A 21,915-nucleotide genomic window follows, 5' to 3' on the forward strand; every position below is an offset into this window, starting at 1 on the left:
AGGCGCATGATAAGAATCAAACGCGGTCTGGACCTGCCCATCACCGGCGCACCTGCGCAGCGTATCGAGGACGGTCGTCCCGTGCGCAGCGTGGCCGTCATCGGCTTCGACTACCACGGTATGAAGCCGACCATGGCGGTTCAGGTCGGCGACCGGGTGAAGCTGGGGCAGGTCCTTTTTTCCGACAAGAAGACGCCAGGCGTGGTGTTTACCGCGCCCGGTGCCGGCACGATCAGTGCGATTCATCGCGGTGAGCAGCGCGTGCTGCAATCGGTGGTGATCGACCTGGAGGGCGAGGACGCTGCCGACAGCGCTGTCGAGTTCGCACGCTACAGCGATGCGCAGATCGATGCCCTCGACGACGCAAAGGTGCGCGAAAGCCTGATCGAATCCGGTTTGTGGACCGCACTGCGCACGCGTCCGTACAGCAAGGTGCCGGCGATCGACGCCAAGCCGCGGTCGATCTTCGTCACCGCCATCGACACCCACCCGCTCGCGGCCGACCCCACCGTGGTCATCGCCGAGTACAAGGAAGACTTCGCGCGCGGCCTGCGCGTGCTGGCGCGCATCGCCCGCGTTGTCGTCTGTCATGCCGAGGGCACGCAGATGCCTGGCGTGGGCCAGGGCGGCATCACTGGCGAGACTTTCGACGGCCCGCACCCTGCGGGGCTGGCGGGCACGCACATCCATTTCATCGATCCGGTCAGTGCGCACAAGAGCGTGTGGTACCTCAACTACCAGGACGTGATCGCGATCGGCAAGCTGTTCGCCACCGGCCGGCTGTGGACCGAGCGTGTGATCGCGCTAGGCGGGCCGATGGTTTCGAACCCGCGTCTGGTGCGTACGCGCCTGGGCGCCAGCCTGGATGAACTCACTGCTGGCGAGGTCAAGGTCGGCAAGAAAGTGCGCGTGATTTCCGGCTCGGTGTTCGGTGGTCGCACTTCGCGCGGCGCCTGTGCCTACCTCGGCCGCTATCACCTGCAGGCCTCCTGCCTGGAGGAAGGTACGCAGCGCGAGATGCTGCACTACCTGCGCGCCGGTGCGGAGAAGCATTCGGTGCTCAACCTCTACATATCCAAACTGTCGGCGGGCAAGCTGTTCGACTTCACGACTTCGACCAACGGCAGTCCGCGCGCGATGGTGCCGGTCGGCAACTACGAAGAGGTGATGCCGCTCGACGTACTGCCCACTCAGCTGTTGCGTGCGCTCATCGTCGGCGACACCGATACGGCGCAGAAGCTCGGCGCGCTGGAGCTCGACGAGGAAGATCTCGCGCTGTGCACCTATGTGTGCGCGGGCAAGTACGAATACGGTCCCATCCTGCGGGATAACCTCACACGCATCGAGAAGGAGGGTTGAGAATGGGTCTGCGCTCCTGGCTCGACAGCATCGAGCATCATTTCGAAAAGGGCGGCAAGTACGAGAAGTTCTACGCCTTGTACGAAGCCATCGACACCGGCTTGTTCAAGCCCGGCAGTGTCACCCGCACCACCGCTCACGTGCGCGACGGTCTAGACCTCAAGCGCATGATGATCACGGTGTGGCTGTGCACCTTTCCGGCCATGTTCTTCGGCATGTGGAACGTCGGCTATCAGGCCAACACCATCCTTGCGGCCAACGCCGAACTGATGGCGGCCCAGGAGGGCTGGCGCTTCGCGCTGCTGGGCGGCATTGCCGGCTTCGATCCTGGCAGCCTGTGGGCCAATTTCCTGCATGGCGCGGCCTACTTCCTGCCGATCTACCTCACCACCTTCATCGTCGGCGGCTTCTGGGAGGTGCTGTTCGCCTCCATCCGCAAGCACGAGGTCAACGAGGGCTTCTTCGTCACCTCGGTGCTGTTCGCGCTGATCTGTCCGCCCGACATGCCGCTCTGGCAGGTCGCGCTCGGCATCAGCTTCGGCGTGGTGGTCGGCAAGGAGGTCTTCGGCGGTACGGGCAAGAACTTCCTCAATCCGGCGCTGACCGGTCGTGCCTTCCTGTACTTCGCCTACCCGGCGCAGATGTCGGGTGATGCGGTATGGACGGCGGTCGATGGCTACACCGGCGCAACCATGCTGTCCTTCGGCGCCTCGGGTGGCCTGGAGGCGATCATGGCCGGTGGTATCACCTGGTGGGATGCCTTCCTCGGCACGGTGCATGGCTCGATCGGCGAGACCAGCACGCTGGCGATCCTGCTCGGTGGCGCGGTGCTGCTGATCATGAAGATCGCGGCCTGGCGCATCGTGCTCGGCGTTTTCCTGGGCATGGTGGCGATGAGTCTGCTGTTCAACGCTATCGGCTCGGACACCAACCCGATGTTCGCGATGCCCTGGTACTGGCACCTGGTGATGGGCGGCTTCGCCTTCGGCATGATCTTCATGGCCACCGACCCGGTGTCGGCATCGATGACCAACACCGGCAAGTGGATCTTCGGTGCGCTGATCGGCGTCATGACCGTGCTCATCCGCGTGGTAAATCCGGCCTTCCCGGAAGGCATCATGCTGGCCATCCTGTTCGGCAACCTTTTCGCGCCGCTGATCGACCACTTCGTGGTGGCGGCCAACATCAAGCGGAGGCTCGCGCGCGATGTCCAATAAGGAATCCACATCCCGTACCCTGAAGGTGGCGCTGGCGGTCAGTCTCGTCAGCTCCGTCTTCGTGGCCGGGGCAGCGGTGTCGCTCAAGCCGCTGCAGACCCAGAATCGCCTGCTCGACAAGCAGCGCAGCATCGCCGCGATCGCTGGCATGGGCGGGCGGGAATTGCCCGCCGCCCAGGTGCGTGCGCTGTTCGGCGAGACCATCAAGGCACGCCTGGTCAACCTCGAGACCGGCGAGTTCGCCGACGACTTCGACGCCGTTACTTTCGACCCGCTCAAGGCGGCCAAGGACCCGCAGCAGTCCGTGCGCCTGTCCAAGGCGGAGGACGTGGCCTCGATCAAGCGTCGCGAGCGCTTCACTACGGTCTACATGATCGAGGATGCACAGGGCGGCATCGAGACCCTGATCCTGCCGATCCGCGGCTATGGCCTGTGGTCGACCCTGCACGGTTTCATGGCGCTCAAGGGCGACCTGAACACGGTGGTCGGCCTTGGTTTTCACCAGCATGCGGAGACGCCGGGCCTGGGTGGCGAGGTGGACAACCCGCGCTGGCGCAACCAGTGGGCGGGCAAGCGTCTGTTCGATGACCAAGGGCAGCTGGCAGTCGAGATCGTCAAGGGCACGGTCGATCCGCAGGCGAGCATGGCGGCCTATCAGGTCGACGGCCTGGCAGGTGCGACGCTGACCAGCAACGGCGTCAACAACCTGCTCCATTTCTGGCTGGGTGAGCAGGGCTTCGGCCCCTTCCTCGCCAAGCTGCGTTCGAAGGAGGCGTGATCATGGCCAAGCTCACTCCAAAGGAAGTCCTGCTCAATCCGGTCTTCAACAACAACCCGATCGCACTGCAGATGCTGGGCATCTGTTCTGCGCTGGCGGTGACGACCAATCTCAACACTGCGCTTGTGATGTCGATCGCGCTCACCCTGGTGACCGGTTTTTCCAACCTGTTCGTGTCGCTGATCCGGGCGCAGATCCCGAGCTCGATCCGCATGATCGTGCAGGTGGTGATCATCGCCTCGCTGGTGATCGTGGTGGACCAGACCCTGAAGGCCTTTGCCTACAGCCTGTCCAAGCAGCTGTCGGTGTTCGTCGGCCTGATCATCACCAACTGTATCGTGATGGGACGTGCCGAGGGTTTCGCGATGCAGAACCCGCCGATGTTGTCCTTCCTCGACGGTATCGGCAACGGCCTGGGCTACAGCATGGTGCTGATCGCGGTGGGTTTCGTGCGCGAACTGTTCGGTGCAGGCAAGCTGTTCGGTGTCACCATCCTGCAGCCGGTGACCGAGGGCGGGTGGTATCAGCCGAATGGCCTGCTGCTGCTGCCGCCTTCGGCCTTCTTCCTGATCGGCTTCCTGATCTGGGGGCTGCGCGAGTGGAAGCGTGACCAGGTCGAGCACAACCAGTTCAAGATGGCACACCAGGTGCGCAAGGAGGCCTTCTGATGGAACACTACCTGAGCCTCTTTGTTCGTGCCGTGTTCATCGAGAACATGGCGCTGGCCTTCTTCCTGGGGATGTGCACCTTCATCGCCATCTCCAAGAAGGTCGAGACCGCGATCGGTCTGGGTGTCGCAGTGGTCGTGGTGCAGACCATCACCGTGCCGCTCAACAACCTCGTCTATCACACCTTCCTCGCCGACGGCGCGCTGGCCTGGGCCGGTATGCCGGATGTGGACCTGTCCTTCATCGGCCTGCTGTCCTTCATCGGCATCATCGCGGCGACGGTGCAGATCCTCGAGATGCTGCTCGACAAGTTCGTGCCCAGCCTCTACAACGCGCTGGGCGTGTTCCTGCCGCTGATCACGGTCAACTGCGCGATCATGGGCGGGGTGCTGTTCATGGTCGAGCGCGACTACAACTTCAGCGAGTCGGTGGTGTACGGGCTGGGCTCGGGCTTCTCCTGGGGCCTGGCGATCGCGCTGCTGGCAGCCATCCGCGAGAAGCTGAAGTACAGCGACGTGCCGGATGGCCTGCAGGGCCTGGGCATCACCTTCATCACCATCGGTCTGATGTCCCTGGGCTTCATGTCCTTCTCGGGCGTGCAGCTGTAAGGAGGCAATGAAAAGATGAATCCGGAAATCGTACTGGGCATCGGCATGTTCACCGCAACGGTGCTGCTGTTGGCGGTGGTCATCCTGTTTGCCCGTTCAAAGCTCGTCGCCAGCGGCGACGTCACCATCGACATCAACGGCGAGAAGAAGATCACCGTGCCGGCCGGCGGCAAGCTGCTGCAGACCCTGGCCGAGAGCGGTCTCTTCCTGCCTTCGGCCTGCGGCGGCGGCGGTACCTGCGCGCAGTGCAAGTGCATCGTCAAGGAAGGCGGCGGTTCGATGCTGCCCACCGAGGAGTCGCACTTCACCAAGCGCGACGCGCGCGAGGGCTGGCGCCTTTCGTGCCAGACCGCCGTCAAGCAGGACATGAAGGTCGAGGTGCCCGAGGAAGTGTTCGGCGTGAAGAAGTGGGAGTGCACGGTCGAGTCCAACCCGAACGTCGCGACCTTCATCAAGGAGCTCACCCTGCGCCTGCCCGAAGGCGAGGACGTCCACTTCCGCGCCGGCGGTTACGTTCAGCTCGAGTGCCCGCCACACGTCGTCAGCTACAAGGACTTCGACATTCAGGACGAGTACCGCGGCGACTGGGACAAGTTCAACCTGTGGCGCTACGTGTCCAAGGTTGACGAGACCACCATCCGCGCCTACTCGATGGCGAACTACCCGGACGAGAAGGGCGTGGTGAAGTTCAACATCCGCGTCGCATCGCCCCCGCCGGGTCGTGACGACATCCCGCCGGGCAAGATGTCGTCGTGGGTGTTCAACCTCAAGAAGGGCGACAAGGTCACGGTGTACGGGCCCTTCGGCGAGTTCTTCGCGCGCGAGACCGATCATGAGATGGTCTTCATCGGTGGTGGCGCTGGCATGGCGCCGATGCGCTCGCACATCTTCGATCAGCTCAAGCGACTGAGCAGCCAGCGCAAGATCAGCTTCTGGTATGGCGCGCGCTCGATGCGCGAGGCCTTCTACGTCGAGGAGTTCGACAAGCTCGCCGCCGAAAACCCCAACTTCAAGTGGCACCTGGCGCTGTCCGACCCGCTTCCCGAGGACAACTGGACGGGCTACACCGGCTTCATCCACAACGTGCTGTACGAGAACTACCTCAAGGACCACCCGGCGCCCGAGGACTGCGAGTTCTACATGTGCGGCCCACCGATGATGAACGCCGCAGTGATCAAGATGCTGCTCGACCTCGGCGTGGAGCGCGAGAACATCATGCTCGACGACTTCGGCGGCTGATCCGCGTCTTCGCTTCAAGAACAACCGGTGCCGGCGATTGCCCGCACCGGTTTTTTTCGTCCTGGCGCTGGACTTCAGCGACTCCAGCGGTAGGCGAGCCCGCCGAGCAGTTCATGGAGTGCGAACCAGCCCGCATAGGCCGTGTTCTGGCTGGGCAGCAGGGGCAGGGCCTGATCGGCGCCTGCATCGTCCTCGCCGCCCCCGAGCCAGGCGGTGGGGGCCGGGATGACCGCCAGGCCTGCAGCCTCGAACTCCGCCTGTGCCCGCTTCATGTGCATCGCGTGGGTCACGAGCAGCACGGCGTCGATGTCCGCCGCACCCAGATGCACGGCGGAGAAGCGGGCATTCTCGCGTGTGTCGCGCGCCGCTGTCTCCACCCAGCGCGCCTCCAGCCCGAAGTCTTCGCGCAGGGCTGCCTGCATGAGCTGCGCTTCGGGTGTCTCGTCGCGGACCGTGCCGCCTGTGACGAGAATCGGCAGTCCGGTTTCGCGCGCCAGCCGCGCACCGTAACGCAGGCGCTCGAGCGCAAGGCGATTGACCGTCTCGCCGCCGAACTCGGGTGCGTGGCTGCGCCGGCCTGCACCAAGGATCACGATCGCCTGCGCCCGCCGGGCTGCATCCGCCTCGAGGGCTTGTGCATGTTCGACCTGGCGTACCAGCCAGCTCACGCTTGGTGGGCTTATCAGCAACAGGTTCAGCGCCACGCCGGACCACGCCAGGGCGTTGCCGAGGCGGCGCCAGCGCATGCCCAGCAGCAGGCCGAGCACGATTGGCAGCAGGGGCAGGAGCGGCGGCAGGACCAGTGCGGCGACGATCTTCTTGAGCCAGAACAGCAGGGGGGTGAGTGCGAGGTCCATCGCGCCGTGGTCCATCGTGATTTGTGGGTGAGGGAGGGCGGCAGTATTATCCGTGCATTCCAATTGTGCCGAGCGACATGTCTCGATCGCATCCTTCGTCCCATTCAAGTTGCGACCGTGTCCGCGGCCTCCGGCCGTTGCGCGGCGGCGTGGGGCAATGATGGCGCCGCGCGAGTTGCTCTGGCTGGCGGTGGCGGTGTTGGCCGGCTATGCGGCATGGCAGTTTCTGCTGGCGCTGAGGGGTGGGGCGGAGAGGCGCTCCGGGCGTGATCCCGGGGCTGCGACAGGCGCTGCGCCGGACGAGGGCGACGATGATGACCATGTCGACTACGCGCCGGTGCTGCGCAAGGACCTGGGCGCGCAGCCTGCTGCCGTGGCAGCGCCTGCCCAAGCCGGCGCGGACGACGAGCGCTTCCGGCTCCAGCTCGAGAACCAGCATCTGCAGCGCCAGCTCGCCGCGCTCGAAGGCGTTGTCGCCCGCCAGCAGGAGGAGATCGCCAACCTGCTGGCCGACATCGATGATCTGAGCGCGCGCCAGTCGCACGAGCTCATCGAGCCTGGCTCGTCGCCCGAATACAGCGAGGCCTTGGTGCTTGCGCGCCAGGGCCTCAACGCCGGCATGATTGCCGAGCGCTGCGGGATCACCCTGGCCGAGGCCGAGCTCGTCCTCGTGGTGGCGAAAGGCGCGGGTGGGCATTCATGAATTTGCCGCCGGGCCTTCGGGGTGAGGCGGGTGCGCTCCGCCGTCGCGCACTGCGCCGCGCCGGGCTGGCCCTGGCCGGGGCAGTCGTGCTCGGGGTTCTTCTTCTTGCTTACGGTGAGCGCCAGCCCCGACCGTCCGCCGTGGCGTCCGCGCTGCCGGTGGCGCCGGATCCCGAGCGGGTGCAGACGCCGGTTGCGGACACAAAGGTCGTGCCGGATGAAACCTCCGGCCTGGGTGCGGTTGTCGAGCGCCTTGTCGATTCGCCAGCACAGGTACAGGCGGATGCGTCCACAGCCATTGCGCCCGCCGTGCCCGTGGCGGGCGTGCTGCTGCCGCTGGCTGCGGTGCAGCCGGGCGGAGAGGGGATTTATCTCCAGCTGGGCGTGTTCGGGGACGTGAGCAACGCGCTGGCGGTGTACGAGCGCCTTGCGGAGGCTGGCATGGAGGCCCGTATCCAGAGCCGGGTCGTCGTCGGCCCATTTGCGGACCGGCGTGCAGCGGAGCGGGCTCAGGCTGCGTTGCGCAAGGCAGGGGAGCCCGAAGGCATCCTTGTGCCACCCCGGTCCAGATGAAGCGTCGTTGAAGGGCTGTGCGAGCCCCCTGTCGGATAACAACCTAGGAGTGAGAGATGCAGATCAAGAGCCCTGTCTTCGGCAACATCGAGATCGCCGACGAGAAAGTCCTCGATTTCCCCGCAGGCCTGCCGGGTTTCGAGCATTGCCGCCGCTTTGCGCTGGTGCATGAGGAGGGCCATGACCCCGACGTCTTCCTGCTGCAGAGCCTCGATGACGCCGAGGTTGCGTTCTCGGTGACGGGGCCCGAGCGTCTGGGCATCAACTTCGAGTTCGAGCTGGACGACGAAGAGCTTGCCCTGCTGCAACTGAGCGAGCCCGCAGATGCCGCGGTGGCGGTCATCATCCGCCGGGAGGCCGAAGATGAGGCCGGGCCTGCGTCCACCGGCCTGCGTGCGAATTTCATGGCGCCACTCGTCATCAATGCGGCCACCCGCAGGGGCCTGCAGAAGGTCATCAGCAAGCTGGGTTGCGAGATTACGCTGCGCGCGCAGAGCTGACCTGGCGTTTGAAGCAGAGCGCAGGTGCGCCTGCGGCTGTGTGCCACCGCGCGCCGGTTACAATGCGGCCTTTACGAACTTGGAGCTTCACCCATGGCGAGACAGATCATTTCCACGCCCGATGCCCCGGCTGCGATCGGCCCATATTCGCAGGCCGTCAAGGTCGGCAACCAGGTTTTCCTCTCCGGTCAGATCGGTCTCGATCCGGTCAGCATGCAGCTCGCCGACGGTGTCGAAGCGCAGGCCGTGCGCGTGTTCGACAACCTGAAGGCGGTGGCCGCCGCTGCGGGTGGGGGCTTTGCCGATGTGGTCAAGATCAATATCTACCTTACCGATCTGGCCAACTTTGGTGTCGTCAACGAGATCATGACGCGCTACTTCGCCGAGCCCTATCCCGCGCGCGCGACGGTCGGTGTTCGCGAGTTGCCGCGCGGCGCCCTGGTCGAGGCCGACCTGGTGCTGGTTCTCGACTGAGCCCCCGTCAGCGGCGGGCCGGGTCGGGTCGTGGGCGCAGTGGAGCCGGCGCGCGGCTGGGAGGGCGTGGGTAGCCAGCTTGCCGCTCGCCTGGCGAAGCTCGATCTGCGTGGCCCGCGCGACCTGCTGCTGCACCTGCCCCTGCGCTATGAGGACGAGACCAGGCTGACGCCGATCGCCAGTGCGCGACCGGGTTGGCCGGCCCAGGTGGAGGGCGAGGTGGTGTCCTGCGAGGTGGTGCTGCGGCCGCGCAGGCAGCTGGTTGCACGCATCGCCGACGCTTCAGGTGCGCTGGTCGCGCGCTGGCTCAATTTCTACCCTTCGCAGAAGCAGCAGCTTGCCGTCGGTCGCCGCGTTCGCCTGTTCGGCGAGGTGCGGGGCGGCTTCTTCGGCGATGAGATGGTGCATCCGCGCGTACGCGCGGTGGAGGCCGGCGAGGGCCTGCCCGAGGCGCTCACACCGGTGTATCCCACCACGGCCGGCCTTGGCCAGGCGACCTTGCGCAAGCTGGTGGCGCGTGCGCTGCGCAGCGAACGCCTCGATGAGCTGCTGCCTGGCGATTGGCTGACACAGCTCGACCTGCCCGGCTTTGCCGAGGCCTTGAAGGCCCTGCATTGCCCCTCACCTGATGTCTCGCCGGCGGATCTGGAGTCGCGCCAGCACCCGGCCTGGCGGCGCATGAAGTTCGAGGAACTGCTGGTACAGCAGCTGTCGCTGCGGCGCGCCTACCTTGCCCGTCGCGCGCGCTCGGCCGTGCCCCTGCCCGACACGCGTGCGCTGACAGCGGCGCTGCTCGATGTGCTGCCCTTTGCGCCCACGGGCGCGCAGCGCCGGGCGGCGGCGGAGATCGCCGCGGACCTTGCCGCGCCGCACCCCATGCAGCGCCTGTTGCAGGGCGACGTGGGCTCGGGCAAGACCCTGGTGGCGGCGCTTGCCATGCTGCAGGCGGCCGAGAACGGCTGGCAGGCGGCGATGATGGCGCCGACCGAGATCCTTGCCGAACAGCACCACCGCAAGCTCGCCGCCTGGTTCGAGCCGCTCGGTCTCCAGCTGGCCTGGTTGTCGGGCAGCCGGCGCAAGCGTGAGCGCGAGGCAGCGCTTGCGCGCCTGCAGCGCGGCGAGGTGCTTCTCGCAGTGGGCACCCATGCGCTGCTGGAAGACCCGGTCAACCTGCCGCGGCTTGCGCTTGCGGTGGTCGACGAGCAGCACCGCTTCGGCGTTCGCCAGCGCCTTGCGCTGCGCGAGAAGGGGGCCTTCGGGCAGCGTCCGCACATGCTCATGATGTCGGCCACGCCGATACCGCGCACCCTGGCGATGACGCATTACGCCGACCTCGACGTCTCGGTGCTCGACGAGCTGCCGCCGGGGCGCACGCCGATCCGCACCCGGTTGGTGTCGGACGCACGGCGCGACGAAGTGGTCGCCCGCGTGCGCGCAGCCTGCCTGGGCGGCCGTCAGGCCTACTGGGTCTGTCCGCTCATCGAGGAGTCCGAAGCCTTGCAGCTGCAGACCGCGCAGGAGACCTACGACACGCTGGTCGCGGCGCTGCCCGAGCTGCGCGTGGGGCTCGTCCATGGCCGCCTGAAGAGTGACGAGAAGTCCGCGACCATGGCTGCCTTTGCGGCCGGCGAACTTGACGTGCTGGTAGCCACCACGGTCATCGAGGTCGGTGTGGATGTCCCCAATGCCAGCCTGATGGTGATCGAGCACGCCGAGCGCTTCGGCCTTGCCCAGCTCCACCAGCTGCGCGGTCGGGTCGGGCGTGGAACGGTGGAGTCGGTGTGCATCCTGATCTACGCCCAACCCCTGTCGCAGACCGGTCGTGAGCGCTTGAAGGTCATCTTCGAGCACACCGACGGCTTCGAGATCGCACGCGCCGACCTGCGCATCCGCGGCCCGGGAGAGTTTGTGGGTGCGCGTCAGAGCGGCGTGCCCTTGCTGCGTTACGCCAGCCTGGAAGACGACGGCGACCTGATCGATCCCGCACGCGAGCTGGCCGAGCATCTGCTGGCGCACGAGCCGGCGCGCGCAGATGCGTTGATGCGGCGCTGGCTGGGTGCGCGCGAGGGCTTGCTGCAGGCCTGAGAACTCATGCGCGCGGTGTCGCTGAGCGCTCATGCGCGCGGTGTCGACCTGCGAGGTTGGTAGAATGCCGGCCTCCGTCCGTTTCTCTGTTCATGCGCACCCGAATTCACCACGAAACCTGGCACCCGGTGCCGCCGCGCGCCACGCTGCCGCCGCTGCTGCGCCCCTGGCTGACCGATCCCGCGTCGCTGACGGCCCGCATCAAGGCGCGTTGTGGTCGTTTCGCCGTGCGCGTGCTGCGCCAGGGCTTGGGTCAGGCCCAGCGCGACGAGGCTGCGGTGCTTGGCCTGCGTCCGGGTGAGCGGGTGTGGGTGCGCGAGGTGCTGCTGATGGCCGATGGCCGGCCGGTGGTCTTCGCGCGCTCCCTGCTGCCGCGCGCCAACGTGCGCGGCGCGTGGAATCTGTTCCACGGTCTTGGCGCACGGCCGCTTGGCGCCGCACTGTTTGCCGACCCTGCCATCGCGCGCTCGCCGCTCACCTGCGCCCGGCTCGACCGCCGTGACGCGCGCTATCATCGGGCAAGTGCAGTGCTTGCCTCCGCCACCAGCGCCGGGGTCCTCGGGCACGACCTGTGGGGACGGCGCTCATTGTTCCGCCTTCACGGCCGTGCGCTCATGGTGAGCGAGTTCTTCCTGCCCGCGATCTTCGACCTGTCACAATGATCCAGACGATGCCTCTCGCCGACCGCCTGCCCCTGTATGCCCGCCTGATGCGCATCGACAAGCCGATCGGCACGCTGCTGCTGCTGTGGCCGACACTGTGGGCGCTGTGGGTGGCGGCAGAGGGCTGGCCGCCGCTGCACATCCTGCTCATCTTCGTGCTCGGCACCTTTCTGATGCGTTCGGCCGGCTGCGTGATCAACGACTATGCCGACCGCGACTTCGATGGCCATGTCGAGCGCACTGCCAACCGGCCGCTGGCGACCGGTGCGGTGAGCACGCGCGAGGCGCTGTGGCTGGCAGGGGGGCTCGCCGTGCTTGCCTTCCTGCTTGTGCTGCCGCTCGACGCGCTGGTGATCTGGATGTCGATACCCGCGCTCTTTCTCGCCGCCAGCTATCCCTTCACCAAGCGCTTCTTCGCGCTGCCGCAGGCCTACCTGGGCCTGGCCTTCGGCTTCAGCATCCCGATGGGTTTTGCGGCGGTGCAGGGCACGGTTCCCGCCCTCGCCTGGCTGATGCTGCTCGCCAACACCCTGTGGACCATCGCCTACGACACCGAGTACGCCATGGTCGACCGCCCGGATGATCTCAAGATCGGCATCAAGACCTCGGCCATCACCTTCGGCCGCTTCGACGTGGCCGCGGTCATGCTGTGCTACGCGGGCGCAATTGCCCTGCTGGCTGTCGTGGGCGGGATGATCTCGGCGGGAGCGGCCTACTACCTCGGCCTCGTCCTCGCGGCCGGCATCGCCGGCTACCACTATGTCCTGATCCGCGGCCGCGAGCGTGCGGCGTGCTTCAAGGCCTTCCGCCACAACAACTGGTTCGGTGCCGCCGTGTTCGCCGGCATCGTCCTCGACCATCTGCTGCGCGCGGCTTGAGCGTCGTGCGTCGTGCCCGAACCCCCTTTGCGCTTGCCCCCCTTTTGCGCCTGAACGCCTCTTTCCGGACCTGCCCATGCACTTCATGACCGCCCTCCAGGCTGCCTGGCAGCAGCGCGACAGCCTGCTCTGTGTCGGCCTCGACCCCGATCCTGCCAAGCTCCCGGCCCATCTGCAGGGTCGACCCGATGCCATTTTCGAGTTCTGCAAGGCCATCGTGGACGCCACCGCCGACCTGGTGTGCTGCTTCAAGCCGCAGATCGCCTATTTCGCGGCCCACCGTGCCGAGGACCAGCTCGAGGCGCTGATCGCCCACATCCACGCTGCCCATCCCGCCACCCCGGTGATCCTCGACGCCAAGCGTGGAGATATCGGCAGCACGGCCGAGCAGTACGCCGTGGAGGCTTTCGAGCGCTTCAAGGCCGATGCCATCACGGTCAACCCTTACATGGGGCGCGATTCGGTCGACCCCTATCTGGCCTGGCCCGACAAGGGCGTAATCCTGCTCTGCCGCACCTCCAACCCGGGCGGTTCGGATCTCCAGTTCCTCGAGGTCGACACCCCGCACGGCCGCATGAAGCTCTATGAGCACGTGGCCCGTACCGTCGCCGAGGACTGGAACGCCAGCGGCAATTGCGGCCTCGTGGTCGGCGCCACCTTCCCGGCCGAGATCGCGCGCGTGCGCGAACTCACCGGGGACATGCCGCTGCTGGTGCCCGGCATCGGTGCCCAGGGCGGCGACATCGCCGCCACGCTCGCGGCGGGCCGCACGGCGAACGGCACCGGGCTGATGATCAACTCCTCGCGCGCCGTGCTCTATGCCGGCAAGGGCGAGGACTTCGCCGATGCCGCGCGCCAGGTGGCGCTCGACACCCGCGACGCGATCAACGCCCAGCGCTGAGCGCGCGCACGCCACCGCGGCTGCAACTTCCAGCCGGATGCGGCGTCCACCAGCGCCCGTGCCTGCCGTGGCCCGCATCCATCACGAGACGCCCAGCATGAAATACGACGACCTCCGCGACTTCATCTCCCAGCTCGAGGCGCGCGGCGAGCTCAAGCGCATCACCGTTCCGGTAGACACCCACCTCGAGATGACCGAGATCGCCGACCGCGTGCTGCGCGCGGGTGGCCCCGCGCTGTTGTTCGAGAAGCCGGTGACCAAGGGTGTGGCGCAGTCCATCCCGGTGCTCGCCAATCTCTTCGGTACGCCGCAACGGGTGGCGATGGGCATGGGTGAGGACGTCGCCGACGGCAACTGGAGCACGCCGCTGCGCGAAGTCGGAAAACTGCTCGCCTACCTCAAGGAGCCCGAGCCGCCCAAGGGCCTCAAGGACGCCTGGGAGAAGCTGCCGGTACTCAAGCAGGTGCTGAACATGGCGCCCAAGGAGGTACGTTCCGCCCCCTGCCAGCAAGTGGTGTGGCAGGGTGACGAGATCGACCTCGCCAGGCTGCCGATCCAGCACTGCTGGCCGGGGGATGCGGCGCCACTGATCACCTGGGGCCTGGTGGTGACGCGTGGGCCGCACAAGAAGCGTCAGAACCTGGGCATCTACCGTCAGCAGGTGATCGGCCGCAACAGAGTGATCATGCGCTGGCTGGCGCATCGCGGCGGTGCGCTGGACTTTCTCGAGCACCAGCGCGCGCATCCGGGCGAGCCTTTCCCGGTGTCGGTCGTGCTCGGCTGCGATCCGGCCACCATCCTCGGTGCCGTGACGCCGGTGCCGGATACGATCTCTGAGTACCAGTTCGCCGGCCTGCTGCGCGGTGCCAAGACCGAGCTGGTGAAGTGCATTGGCAACGATTTGCAGGTGCCGGCATCGAGCGAGATCGTGCTCGAAGGCGTGATTCATCCGAACGACATGGCGCCCGAAGGGCCGTACGGCGACCACACCGGCTACTACAATGAGGTTTCCGACTTCCCGGTGTTCACCATCGAGCGCATCACCATGCGCCGCGAGCCGATCTACCACAGCACCTATACCGGCAAGCCGCCCGACGAGCCGGCGATGCTGGGCGTGGCGCTGAATGAAGTCTTCGTGCCGCTGCTGCAGAAGCAGTTCACCGAGATCGTCGATTTCTATCTGCCGCCCGAGGGCTGCTCCTACCGCCTGGCGGTGGTCAGCATCAGGAAGCAGTACCCGGGCCACGCCAAGCGCGTCATGTTCGGCATCTGGAGCTTCCTGCGCCAGTTCATGTACACCAAGTTCATCATCGTGGTGGACGAGGATGTGAACATCCGTGACTGGAAGGAGGTGATCTGGGCGCTCACCACGCGCATGGACGCCACTCGCGACACCACCCTGGTCGATAACACGCCGATCGACTATCTCGACTTCGCCAGCCCGGTTGCCGGCCTGGGCAGCAAGATGGGCCTGGATGCGACCAACAAGTGGCCGGGTGAGACCAACCGCGAGTGGGGCACGCCGATCGTCATGGACGACGCAGTCAAGGCGCGGGTGGACGCGATGTGGGGCGAGCTCGGACTGTAGGCGGCAGACCGGCCAGCTTGCGTCTTGCGGTTGCGTTGTCTGCGGATTCGCGGCATGGTCCGCGCTTCGCCCACCCATCCATCCGGTGCGGACGCCTTGGCGCGGTCCGCGCTACGAGGAGCTTCGATGAACAGCCCCCACCCGGCCCCGCTGGCCGCCGGCCAGCCGTCCGAGAACATGGTCACGGTGACCCATCTGGTGTATGCCCTGCACGCCTTCGCGGTGTTCACCGCGGTGGCCGGCTCGGCGACCATCATCTTCAGCTTCATTGCCAGCCTGCCGTCGATCGCGGCGGTGGTCATCAACTACTGGAACCAGACGGCGGTACGCGGTACCTGGCTGGAGAGCCACTTCCGCTGGCAGATCCGCACCTTCTGGTTCGCAGTGATGTGGGTCGCTGTGGCGGTGCTGATGGTGCTGACCGTGATCGGCGTGCCCTTCGCGATCCTGGTTATCCTGCTCGCCGGGCTGTGGATCCTGTACCGCGTGGTGCGTGGCTGGTGGGTGCTGACGCAGCGGCGCGGCCTGCCGATGGACTGATCAGGGCGTTGCCGTCCACAGCCATTCGAGCAGGGCATCCTGTGCCTCGGCGCTGTTGTGGGCCTCAGGGTGATTGACCATCATCACCACCGCATGGCGGTGGCCATTACGGTCGAGCAAGTAGCCGCCGATCGCGCGCACGCCGTTGAGCGTGCCGGTCTTGATGTGGGCCTGACCGTTGGCCGGGCTGCCCGCCAGGCGGCGGCGCGCCGTGCCATCTACGCCCGCCATTGGCAGCGCGGCGATGTACTCGGGCATCCACGGACGCTGCCAGGCCGCTACCAACATGCGGCCGAGGCTGTCGGCGCGGATGCGCTCGATGCGTGACAGGCCGGAGCCGTTGTCGATGACCAGCCCCTCGGTGGCGATGCCTGCGGCGGCGAGCTGGGCGCTCGCGACGCGTGCGCCGCCGACCACCATGTCCGCTGCGTCCTGATGCGCCGTCCCAAGGCTGGCCAGCAGCTGGCGCGCGATGACGTTGCTCGACCACTTGTTCATGTCGCGGATGATTTCGGCAAGGGGCGGCGAATCGTCGCTGAACAGCGGTTGCGTGCCGCTGGCCGGACGCACGCCCGCACGCACGCTGCCGCCCAGGTGTCCGCCGACTTCGCTCCACAGCGCGGCGACCAGGGCGATGCCGAATTCGGCTGGCGGGAGAGGTGCGGCACTCCATGTGCGCGGGCCGCAGGCGGCGGGTAGGGTGCCGCTCAGCACCAGTCGACGCCCGCCTTCGACGCTGGCCTGCAGGTCGCGGTACCAGGTCCCGCAGGGGGCGTTGGAGGTGAGGATGCGGTTGTCGATGACGATGCCCGCGAGCGGCGGCTCGGCGGCAAGGGTGACCGGCTCGTTGGCGCCCTTGCCCGGGTAGAGTCCGAGCAGCAGGGTGTTGTAGTGCAGCAACAGGCCGTGTGGACCGCTGTTGTAGGGGCGCAGGCCGCGTCCGTCGAAGGCATCGGGGTCGTGGGGTGGCAGGCGCAGCGCTGACGCATCGAGCACGATGTCGCCCTCGATGCGCTCGATACCCAGTGCACGCAGCCGGCGCAGCAGTTTCCACAGGCGGTCATAGCCGAGCACCGGGTCGGCGCCGCCGACGAGGAAGAGGTCTCCGTGCAGCACGCCTTCGCGTACGCGCCCCGACATGGCAATCTCGGTACGCCAGGTATGCGCCGGGCCTAGTTGCTCGAGCGCAGCGAAGGCGGTGACCAGTTTCATCACCGAGGCGGGGTTCATCGCGCGCTCGGCGTTGACTGCCAGTGTAGGCTGAGCGCCGGTGTCGACCGGCTGCACCCAGATGGAAACCGCATCCACCGGAATTCGTGCGGCGTCGAGTGCGAGGCGCACGCTGGCCGGCAGGGTGGTGCTGGCACTGGTTTGTTGCGCTGCACAGAGCATCAGCGCGAGTACGAAGGCCTTGCTGATGGGCATAAAAATAAGGCTTATCCTGCGTAAATGCGTCATGTTCGTGCCGGATTCACTGACGATCTGGCTGCAGACTGGATTAGCATTGCAAACATAAGGCAATGGAAATCACGCAATGCAGCATGGGTTGCGTTACCAGCGGCACACAGCTTGCCGGAAAGGATCGGATTATGAGCGGATTCGGACACTACGAGCGCACTGCAGACGAGCTTGAGCGTGAGATCGTCAAGCGCGGTATTGCAATCGGCATCGACTGGCAGGATGCCGCGCGCCTGCGTGAGCTGGCGGCGAGAGCGCTGAGCTGCACGCCGGGTTGCATGATGAAGATGCTGCGCAGTCCCATTCGACAGGAAAAGCTCACCGGAGAGCTGTTCGCGCTTTCCGAGCTGATGTTCGAGAACATGCGCCAGAGCGCGGAGGTGGGCATGCATACCCACGGTGGGCCGGCCTGGAAGGCATTTGGGCGCGCCCTCTATGAGGCCTACGACGCCGGGGTGGTGCGCGACGCCGACCCTGTTCCCGCCATGGAGGGGTGAAGCTGCGATGAGGGTGAACGGGGCCGGCGCGGGCACGGCCCCACTGCGTCAGGCCAGCGTGCGTTCTGCGGCAAACAGTTCGGCAACGGTCTCGCGGCGGCGGATCTCGTGCATTTCGCTGCCGTCGATGAGCACCTCTGCCGCACGCGGGCGCGTATTGTAGTTCGAGCTCATCGTCATGCCATAGGCGCCGGCGGACAGGATGGCGAGCAGGTCGCCGGCGTTGACCTTCAGACTGCGGTCATGGGCAAGGAAATCGCCACTTTCGCAGATCGGTCCGACAATTTCGTACACCTGCTCGTCGCCGTCATGCGGGGTTACGGCGACCACCTCGTGCCAGGCATCGTAGAGCGCTGGGCGGGCAAGGTCGTTCATGGCGGCATCGACGATCGCGAAGTTCTTCGTCTCGCCTGGCTTGAGGTACTCGATGCGGGTGAGCAGCAGGCCGGCGTTGCCGACCAGGGAGCGTCCGGGCTCGAAGCACAGCTTTTCCTCGCGCCCTGCGAATACAGCCAGCAGGGGGGCGAGGTAGTCGGCCACCGTCGGCGGCATCTCGTCACGGTAGCGGATGCCAAGTCCGCCGCCGAGGTCGATGTGCTCAAGGGCAATGCCCGCGGCACCGAGCCGGTCGACCAGATCGAGCAGCTTCTGTGCGGCCTCGGCCGTCGGTGCCGGGTCGAGGAGCTGGGAGCCGATGTGGCAGGCGATGCCTGCGACGCGCAGGTTCGGCAGCGCGGCTGCGCGCTGATAGAGCGCGAACGCGTCGGCGAAGGCGACGCCGAACTTGTTGCCCTTCAGTCCGGTCGAGATGTAGGGGTGGGTCTTCGGGTCGACATCGGGATTCACGCGCAAGGCGATTGGTGCCGTGCTGCCGAGCTCGCCGGCCACGGCGTTCAGGCGCTCGAGTTCTGCCGCAGACTCGACGTTGAAGCAGCGGATGCCCGCCTCGAGGGCGATGCGCATCTCGGCTGCGGTCTTGCCGACGCCGGAGAAGACGATGCGGTCGGCACGTCCGCCTGCGGCCAGCACGCGTGCAAGCTCGCCTGCCGACACGATGTCGAAGCCGGCGCCCAGGCGCGCGAATACCGACAGGATGCCCAGGTTCGAGTTGGCCTTGACCGCATAGCACACCAGGGCGCGGCGGCCGGCGAGTGCCTCTTGCCATGCCGTGAAGGCCGACTCGAGCGCGGCCCGGGAATAGACGTAGGTGGGCGTGCCGAAGCGCGCTGCGATGTCGGTCAGCGGCCGCTCCTCGAGCCAGAGTGCGCCTTCGCGCAGCTGCAGCGTGGGTACCGGCAGGTTGGGGCAGGCAGGGGTGTTGGCGTTCATTCGATCAGGCGTTCCGGGCGCAGGTCCGCAGGGACGATGGGTTTGTTATGATCGGCGCCCGCCGGGGCCTGTCCGCCGGGGGCAGGCAGGTAGAGCGGGCCTTTGATGCCGCATGCCGACAGCAGCGCGCAGGCAAGCGCGATCGCGGTGAGTTTGGCTCGCATGGCCGTCATTCTGGAAAAACCGGAATCCTAACAGAAGGAATCAGCATGGAAGAGTCTGCATTCAACGCCCTTGCCGAAGCCGAGCTCGCCCGCATCGAGACCGCACTCGAGGCGTGTGGGGCGGACATCGATATCGAACCCAAGCCGGGCGGCATCCTCGAGCTCGAGTTCGACAATGGCAGCAAGATGATCATCAACCGTCACACCGCCGCGCGGGAGATCTGGGTTGCGGCGAAGTCGGGCGGTTTTCACTTCCGCTTCCAGGGTGAAAGTTGGGTCAATACGCGTGACGGCCGTGAGCTGTGGGCCATGCTTGCGGACCTCGTTACCGCCCAGGCCGATCAGCCCGTGCAGCTGAATCCGCAAGCCTGAGCGAGCTCAGCGCCCGATGGGGGTCGGCATGCGATCCACCACGGGTGCCGGAGCCTGGGCCGGAGGGGGCAAGGGGGGCAGGCGCGCAGGCGGCGCGGGCGGGATCGCCTCGCTGGGGGCTTCCATGGCCGGTGAGGTGTCGGCTGCGAACATCTGTTGCAGCCAGTCCGGCGCGGCAGGCGGCTCGGGGGGCGCGTATTCCGCGTAGTGGAAGTCCTGTCGCGTACCCAGGCCATTGTCGACCAGGATCAGCCCGTTGGGGCGTGGCAGCTGTGTTTCGGGCACGCCTTCCAGGGCGCTGGCCATGTAGTTGATCCAGATCGGCAGCGCCGCCGCGCCGCCCGTCTCGCCGCGCCCCAGGTTGCGCGGCTGGCTGTGGCCGACCCAGGCCACGGCTACAAGTTCGGGGTGATAGCCGCAGAACCAGGCGTCGACATAGTCGTTTGTCGTCCCGGTCTTGCCGGCGAGGTCGGTGCGCTTGAGGCTGCGCGCGCGGGTCGCCGTGCCACTCTGGACCACGTCGCGCATCATCGAGTCCATGAGCCAGGCATTGCGGGCGTCGATCACACGCGGTGCGCTCTGGCCTGCGACCGGCGGGTCGGTGCGGGCGATCAGGCGACCGTTGCCATCGTAGATCTCCTTCACGATATAGGGCTCTATGCGATAGCCGCCGTTGGCGAATACCGCATAGCCCGCGGCCATCTCCCAGGGCGTCGCTGCGCCTGCGCCCAGTGCCAGCGTCAGGTAGGCCGGGTTGCGCGCGCCATCGAAGCCAAAGCGGGTGAGGTAGTCGCGGGCATACTCCGGGGTGATCTGCTCGAGCAGGCGGATCGCGACCATGTTCTTGGAGCGTGCGAGCGATTCGCGCAGGGTCATCGGCCCGGCATAGCGGCCGTCGTAGTTCTTGGGCTCCCAGGCCTTGCTGCCGGTGACGCCGGCCGGGTAGTAGAGCGGTTCGTCGGCAAGCACGTTGCCCGGGCCGAACTCGCGCTCGAGCGCAGCCGAGTAGATGAAGGGCTTGAAGCTCGATCCAGGCTGGCGCAGCGCTTGGGTGACGTGGTTGAACTTGTTGCGATTGAAGTCGAAACCGCCAACCAGGGCGCGCACCGCGCCAGTGCGCGAGTCGATCGACACGAGGGCGGCCTGCACCTCGGGTAGCTGGGCAATCTCCCAGGCGTCGTTGCCGCTGTTGCGCAGGCGCACGACAGCGCCGGGGCGGATGCGGCGGCTCTGTGGCGCCTTTTCGGCGAGCATGGGGGCAACGAAGGCGAGGCCTTTGCCGCTGATCGTGATCTGCTGGCCTCTGCGGTAGGCAACGACCTCCTTGGGCGAAGCCTTGACGACCAGTGCCGCGAGCAGGTCGCCATGGTCGCTGTGGTCGCTCAGCGCTTCGTCCAGGCGCGCGGCGTCGACCATTCCCGAGGGCAGGTCGACAAATGCCTCCGGGCCGCGGTAGCCGTGGCGGCGGTCATAGTCGAGCACGCCGCGACGCAGGGCGGCATAGGCGGCCTCCTGGTCCTTGCGGGTCACCGTGGTGACGATGCGGATACCCAGTTCGTAGGCCTGCTCGCCGAACTGTTCGACGGCAATCTGGCGCGCCATCTCCGCGACATGGTCGCCGGGCACGACGATGTCCTGGTTCTTGCGGGCAGCCGCGATGTCGCGCTGGCTCTGCTTCGGGGTGGCGAATGCAAGCGCCTCTTCGTATTGCGTACTGCTGATATAGCCAGCCTCGAGCATGCGGCGCAGCACGTATTGCTGGCGTACCGCTGCGCGTGCCGGATTGACGATCGGGTTGAAGGCAGAGGGCGCCTTGGGCAGGCCGGCAAGCATGGCCGCTTCGGGCAGGTTCAGCTGGTCGAGTGTCTTGCCGTAGTAGGCGCGCGCAGCTGCAGAGAAGCCATAGGCGCGCTGCCCGAGGAAGATCTGGTTGATGTAGAGCTCGAGGATCTGGTCCTTGCTGAGGTTCTGCTCGATCTTGAGCGAGAGCAGGATCTCGTAGAGCTTGCGGTTGTAGGTCTTCTCGCGCGAAAGAAAGAAGTTGCGCGCAACCTGCATGGTGATCGTCGATGCGCCCTGGCCGCGGCCTCCGGTCGATAGATTGGCGATCGCCGCGCGCGCAAGACCGACCAGGTCGATCCCGGGGTGCTCGTAGAAACGCTCGTCTTCGGCGGCCAGGATGGCGTGCTTCAGCGTCGACGGAACGTCGGCGATGCGAACTACATCACGGCGTTCTTCGCCGAATTCGCCGATGAGGTGGCCGTCCGCCGTATATACTCGCAGCGGCACGCGCGGCCGGTAGTCGGTGAGCGTGTCGAGGGCAGGGAGATTCGGCCAGGCAAAAAAGGCCATCGCCGCAAGTGTGGCGAGGCCGAGAGTGATCAGCGCAAGCAGCGCTGTGATCGGATACAGGACCCAGCGCATGGGAAATCCGGGGTTGTGGCAGGTGGGCAGGCATTATAAGGG

General features: G+C 66.5%; 23 protein-coding genes. 18 read left to right on the plus strand and 5 right to left on the minus strand.

Annotated features, from left to right (window positions below; all coding sequences use genetic code 11):
- Window positions 1-6: 6 nt before the first annotated feature.
- The 6 genes from C662_RS04990 to nqrF are packed head-to-tail and all read left to right on the plus strand — an operon-like array spanning window position 7 to window position 5,869.
- Entirely contained in the window at window positions 7-1,359 is a 1,353-nt protein-coding gene (locus C662_RS04990; protein ID WP_002925756.1) for a Na(+)-translocating NADH-quinone reductase subunit A, read from the plus strand.
- A gap of 2 nt (window positions 1,360-1,361) precedes the next feature.
- Window positions 1,362-2,576, plus strand: coding sequence for an NADH:ubiquinone reductase (Na(+)-transporting) subunit B (locus C662_RS04995; RefSeq protein ID WP_002925759.1), 1,215 nt, complete (start codon window positions 1,362-1,364; stop codon window positions 2,574-2,576).
- The gene (locus tag C662_RS05000) at window positions 2,566-3,354 is read left to right on the plus strand and encodes a Na(+)-translocating NADH-quinone reductase subunit C (protein ID WP_002925760.1); all 789 of its coding nucleotides are present in this window, start codon (window positions 2,566-2,568) and stop codon (window positions 3,352-3,354) included. The genes C662_RS04995 and C662_RS05000 overlap by 11 nt, the downstream gene beginning before the upstream one ends.
- 2 nt (window positions 3,355-3,356) lie before the next feature.
- Window positions 3,357-4,022: an NADH:ubiquinone reductase (Na(+)-transporting) subunit D gene (locus tag C662_RS05005; protein WP_002925763.1), complete on the plus strand. Its 666-nt coding sequence runs from the start codon at window positions 3,357-3,359 to the stop codon at window positions 4,020-4,022.
- Window positions 4,022-4,630 (plus strand): NADH:ubiquinone reductase (Na(+)-transporting) subunit E, encoded by a 609-nt coding sequence (nqrE, locus tag C662_RS05010; protein WP_002925764.1) that lies wholly within the window; start codon window positions 4,022-4,024, stop codon window positions 4,628-4,630. Before C662_RS05005 ends, nqrE begins: the two co-directional genes overlap by 1 nt.
- Before the next feature lie 15 nt (window positions 4,631-4,645).
- Window positions 4,646-5,869, plus strand: coding sequence for an NADH:ubiquinone reductase (Na(+)-transporting) subunit F (nqrF, locus tag C662_RS05015; protein ID WP_002925765.1), 1,224 nt, complete (start codon window positions 4,646-4,648; stop codon window positions 5,867-5,869).
- Window positions 5,870-5,943: 74 nt separating this feature from the next.
- On the opposite strand, the gene C662_RS05020 is transcribed toward nqrF, so the two are convergent.
- Window positions 5,944-6,726: a YdcF family protein gene (locus tag C662_RS05020; protein ID WP_002925766.1), complete on the minus strand. Its 783-nt coding sequence runs from the start codon at window positions 6,724-6,726 to the stop codon at window positions 5,944-5,946.
- A gap of 157 nt (window positions 6,727-6,883) precedes the next feature.
- On the opposite strand from C662_RS05020, the gene C662_RS05025 reads away from it, so the two are divergent.
- From C662_RS05025 to C662_RS05070, 10 genes are all read left to right on the plus strand, one after another.
- Window positions 6,884-7,429: a DUF2802 domain-containing protein gene (locus C662_RS05025; RefSeq protein ID WP_002925767.1), complete on the plus strand. Its 546-nt coding sequence runs from the start codon at window positions 6,884-6,886 to the stop codon at window positions 7,427-7,429.
- Complete coding sequence (locus C662_RS05030; RefSeq protein WP_002925768.1) at window positions 7,426-8,001, plus strand: SPOR domain-containing protein; 576 nt, start codon at window positions 7,426-7,428, stop codon at window positions 7,999-8,001. Before C662_RS05025 ends, C662_RS05030 begins: the two co-directional genes overlap by 4 nt.
- A 56-nt stretch (window positions 8,002-8,057) precedes the next feature.
- Window positions 8,058-8,501: a flagellar assembly protein FliW gene (gene fliW, locus C662_RS05035; RefSeq protein WP_002925769.1), complete on the plus strand. Its 444-nt coding sequence runs from the start codon at window positions 8,058-8,060 to the stop codon at window positions 8,499-8,501.
- Window positions 8,502-8,594: 93 nt separating this feature from the next.
- Window positions 8,595-8,975 carry a Rid family detoxifying hydrolase gene (locus C662_RS05040; protein ID WP_002925771.1) on the plus strand — a complete coding sequence of 127 codons (381 nt, stop codon included), beginning with the start codon at window positions 8,595-8,597 and terminating at the stop codon, window positions 8,973-8,975.
- A gap of 30 nt (window positions 8,976-9,005) precedes the next feature.
- Complete coding sequence (recG, locus tag C662_RS05045) at window positions 9,006-11,060, plus strand: ATP-dependent DNA helicase RecG (RefSeq protein ID WP_037984176.1); 2,055 nt, start codon at window positions 9,006-9,008, stop codon at window positions 11,058-11,060.
- A 92-nt stretch (window positions 11,061-11,152) separates the two neighbouring features.
- Window positions 11,153-11,722: a chorismate--pyruvate lyase family protein gene (locus tag C662_RS05050; RefSeq protein WP_198291880.1), complete on the plus strand. Its 570-nt coding sequence runs from the start codon at window positions 11,153-11,155 to the stop codon at window positions 11,720-11,722.
- Window positions 11,719-12,600: a 4-hydroxybenzoate octaprenyltransferase gene (gene ubiA / locus C662_RS05055; RefSeq protein ID WP_002925778.1), complete on the plus strand. Its 882-nt coding sequence runs from the start codon at window positions 11,719-11,721 to the stop codon at window positions 12,598-12,600. The genes C662_RS05050 and ubiA overlap by 4 nt, the downstream gene beginning before the upstream one ends.
- A 76-nt stretch (window positions 12,601-12,676) precedes the next feature.
- Window positions 12,677-13,501, plus strand: a complete 825-nt coding sequence (gene pyrF, locus C662_RS05060; protein WP_002925782.1) for an orotidine-5'-phosphate decarboxylase — start codon at window positions 12,677-12,679, stop codon at window positions 13,499-13,501.
- A 97-nt stretch (window positions 13,502-13,598) separates the two neighbouring features.
- Window positions 13,599-15,089: a 4-hydroxy-3-polyprenylbenzoate decarboxylase gene (gene ubiD, locus C662_RS05065; protein ID WP_002925784.1), complete on the plus strand. Its 1,491-nt coding sequence runs from the start codon at window positions 13,599-13,601 to the stop codon at window positions 15,087-15,089.
- Window positions 15,090-15,215: 126 nt separating this feature from the next.
- Entirely contained in the window at window positions 15,216-15,629 is a 414-nt protein-coding gene (locus C662_RS05070; RefSeq protein ID WP_002925785.1) for a DUF4870 family protein, read from the plus strand.
- On the opposite strand, the gene dacB is transcribed toward C662_RS05070, so the two are convergent.
- Window positions 15,630-17,054 carry a D-alanyl-D-alanine carboxypeptidase/D-alanyl-D-alanine endopeptidase gene (gene dacB, locus C662_RS05075; RefSeq protein WP_002925786.1) on the minus strand — a complete coding sequence of 475 codons (1,425 nt, stop codon included), beginning with the start codon at window positions 17,052-17,054 and terminating at the stop codon, window positions 15,630-15,632.
- Between the two features lie 164 nt (window positions 17,055-17,218).
- Here dacB and C662_RS05080 point away from each other — a divergent pair, with 164 nt between their 5' ends.
- A complete protein-coding gene (locus C662_RS05080) occupies window positions 17,219-17,584 on the plus strand; it encodes a hypothetical protein (RefSeq protein WP_002925787.1) in 366 nt (121 codons plus the stop codon).
- A 48-nt stretch (window positions 17,585-17,632) separates the two neighbouring features.
- On the opposite strand, the gene lysA is transcribed toward C662_RS05080, so the two are convergent.
- Entirely contained in the window at window positions 17,633-18,913 is a 1,281-nt protein-coding gene (gene lysA, locus C662_RS05085; RefSeq protein WP_002925789.1) for a diaminopimelate decarboxylase, read from the minus strand.
- A complete protein-coding gene (gene lptM, locus C662_RS19990; protein WP_232431661.1) occupies window positions 18,910-19,077 on the minus strand; it encodes an LPS translocon maturation chaperone LptM in 168 nt (55 codons plus the stop codon). Before lptM ends, lysA begins: the two co-directional genes overlap by 4 nt.
- A 45-nt stretch (window positions 19,078-19,122) precedes the next feature.
- On the opposite strand from lptM, the gene cyaY reads away from it, so the two are divergent.
- Window positions 19,123-19,449 carry an iron donor protein CyaY gene (gene cyaY, locus C662_RS05090; protein WP_002925792.1) on the plus strand — a complete coding sequence of 109 codons (327 nt, stop codon included), beginning with the start codon at window positions 19,123-19,125 and terminating at the stop codon, window positions 19,447-19,449.
- Window positions 19,450-19,455: 6 nt separating this feature from the next.
- Here the strand turns inward: cyaY and C662_RS05095 are convergent, their stop codons facing one another.
- Entirely contained in the window at window positions 19,456-21,873 is a 2,418-nt protein-coding gene (locus C662_RS05095) for a penicillin-binding protein 1A (protein WP_002925793.1), read from the minus strand.
- Window positions 21,874-21,915: the final 42 nt, after the last annotated feature.

The sequence above is a fragment of the Thauera sp. 28 genome (assembly GCF_000310145.2).
In the GTDB taxonomy this organism is placed as follows: Bacteria; Pseudomonadota; Gammaproteobacteria; order Burkholderiales; family Rhodocyclaceae; genus Thauera; species Thauera mechernichensis.